This is a genomic window from Stenotrophomonas sp. PS02300 (assembly GCF_029959395.1).
In the GTDB taxonomy this organism is placed as follows: Bacteria; Pseudomonadota; Gammaproteobacteria; order Xanthomonadales; family Xanthomonadaceae; genus Stenotrophomonas; species Stenotrophomonas maltophilia_AD.
The window spans coordinates 1-2,106 of the sequence record NZ_JASCOP010000232.1 but is presented as its reverse complement, the minus strand read 5'-3'; the positions used below and the strand labels follow the sequence as shown (position 1 = coordinate 2,106).

The following is a 2,106-nucleotide window of genomic DNA, read 5'->3' as shown; positions in this document are numbered from 1 at the left end:
GGTGGGCCTGGTGGCATCGAAGATGAAGGACCGCCTGCACCGGCCGGTGATTGCGTTTGCGCCGTCCGAACCCGGCAGCGATTCGCTGCGGGGTTCGGCGCGCTCGATTGCCGGCTTCCACATCCGTGACGCGCTGGCGCTGGTCAACGCCGCCCACCCGGGCCTGATCGACAAGTTCGGCGGCCACGCGATGGCTGCCGGCCTGAGCCTGCCACACGCGCGGCTGCAGGAGTTCCAGCACGCCTTCGTGGCCGTGGTCGAGGCCAGCATGGATCCGGCCGCGTTGCAGCAGCTGCTGATGAGCGATGGCGAACTTGCCCCGGCCGAGCTGGATTTCCAGCACGCCGAAGCGCTGCGCCTGGCCGGCCCCTGGGGGCAGGGCTTCCCGGAGCCACTGTTCGATGGCCATTTCCAGGTGGCGCGCTGGCAGGTGCTGAAGGAAAAGCATCTCAAGCTCAGCCTGCGCGTGCCCGGCCGCACCGAACCGATCAACGCCATCCACTTCAGTGGCTGGCGCGGCAACGCGCCGGCCAACACCGTGCATATCGCCTATCGCCTGGTCAGCGACGACTACCGCGGCGGCGGTGCGATCCAGCTGATCATCGAGCACTGCGCCGACGCGTGATTGGGACTGCGCCTACTGTGGCGCCGGACCGAGGCACGTAGTGTCACGCCATTGCCCGCCATGTTGGCTTGGGGAGTGGCGAAAGACATGTCGCATGTTCGCTGGACCTACCTGGTTGCCACGCTGCTGGTCTGCGCAGCGCTCGTCCATCTGAAAGGCGAGTGGGGCAATTCCGACAGCATCAACCTCTTCAATTACTGGTGCGGAGGCGCAACATTGGTTGCGCTGGTCGTTGCCATCGGTGAGATCGTGCATGCCGGAACCGCTGGAAATGCAGTAAGGAAGGCCTTCGCGCGTGCCGCACACCAGCAAGCAAAGGTTCTGGCTATCGAAGTCATCTCTTTGATAGATGACGTGAGCTCGAAAGTTCAGCGAAAAGACTATAGTGCGGCCTTGAGGGCACTGCAGATGGCGCGCCGCTTCCTGGCGCGGCTGGATGCGCGGTACGCGAAGGACCTCACCCAGCACCCTTCGCTCACGCCCCTGTTGAACGATGCGGAAATGATCATCCTGAAGGCGATCCATAACACTTCAAGCGCGACGATGAGCCGGGAGGCCCGCCACACGCTCAGTGACTATCTGGTCAGGATCAAATCAAGCGTGGAGACGCTGGAACGAAGAGGAGTAGAGGAATGATGTTGCCGACCTGTCTATTGACGTTCCTGGAGAAGGTCCTGCTCAAGACCGAGGCGGGTGAGCTGGCCTGGCTGTTCGATGCGGAGGGTGACGATGTCTCGGTGGGAACACCGGAGTTCAGCATGACGGTGCGGCACGACTTCAACCGGAACCTGGAAGCCAACCAGTTCATGGTCTTCTATCGAGGCGGCATGGATCAGCAGGCCCATCGCTTTGTCACCAACGACAGTGCCGAGGGCGATTACCTGCTGCTGCAGCGGCTGTTCAATGCCGCGCAGGCAACCTCGAGCGTGTTCCCGTTCTGACCCTGCGGACGGCTCAGGGAGCCTCCTTCACCTCGGTTACCAGCGTCGGCAGGTCCCAGGCACCGCCTGCGGCGACCAGCCGGCACAGGCCGGTGGTGCTGTCTGATGTCTGGACGTAAGTGGTGCCGTTCCACGCCCAGCTGGCGCTGGACCAGCAGTCGCCCAAGCCGCGGCCCTTGTGCGAGGACGAGATGGTCAGTGCGTCATCGTCCACGCCCAGGTTGGTGATGTAGGCGGGCTGGTAGGGCGCGCGGTCGTTGACCACCCAGTAGCCGCTGCCCGCGTTGTAGGCGCCGCGCCAGCAGGTCATGGACACCAGCAGGCGGCGGCTGTCCAGGCGCTTGACCTCGATTGCCTGGGGGTCTTCGTCCGCATAGGTGCCCTCGCTGGGGTGCAGTGCTTCGCAGTCGTCCTGCGAGGTCGCGGCGGCCAGCGCGGCACGGAGCGCCGGGGCGTTGGCCAGGGCTTCGTCGGCCGGGGGGGGGGGGGGGGGCGGGGGGGGGGGGGGGGCCCGGCCCGGCCCCCGGGCCGGGGCGCGGG

At 65.7% G+C, this 2,106-nt stretch carries 4 protein-coding genes; 3 read left to right on the top strand and 1 reads right to left on the bottom strand.

The annotated features are described in order from the left end of the window. The 3 genes from QMX79_RS20640 to QMX79_RS20630 form a co-directional block, all read left to right on the top strand. A partial coding sequence (locus tag QMX79_RS20640; protein WP_282248439.1) for a DHHA1 domain-containing protein occupies window positions 1-625 on the top strand: 625 nt, incomplete at its 5' end. 87 nt (window positions 626-712) lie between these two features. Next, complete coding sequence (locus QMX79_RS20635) at window positions 713-1,261, top strand: hypothetical protein (RefSeq protein WP_282248438.1); 549 nt, start codon at window positions 713-715, stop codon at window positions 1,259-1,261. Continuing rightward, window positions 1,258-1,566, top strand: a complete 309-nt coding sequence (locus QMX79_RS20630) for a hypothetical protein (protein ID WP_282248437.1) — start codon at window positions 1,258-1,260, stop codon at window positions 1,564-1,566. The genes QMX79_RS20635 and QMX79_RS20630 overlap by 4 nt, the downstream gene beginning before the upstream one ends. A gap of 13 nt (window positions 1,567-1,579) precedes the next feature. On the opposite strand, the gene QMX79_RS20625 is transcribed toward QMX79_RS20630, so the two are convergent. Further along, window positions 1,580-2,106 (bottom strand): DUF1176 domain-containing protein (locus QMX79_RS20625; RefSeq protein WP_282248436.1); only part of this gene is annotated, 527 nt, incomplete at its 5' end.

Excerpts from the sequence above, each read along its gene's own strand:
- QMX79_RS20635 (WP_282248438.1), top strand. The coding sequence starts at position 713 with ATGTCGCATGTTCGCTGGACCTACCTGGTTGCCACGCTGCTGGTCTGC.
- QMX79_RS20630 (WP_282248437.1), top strand. The coding sequence starts at position 1,258 with ATGATGTTGCCGACCTGTCTATTGACGTTCCTGGAGAAGGTCCTGCTC.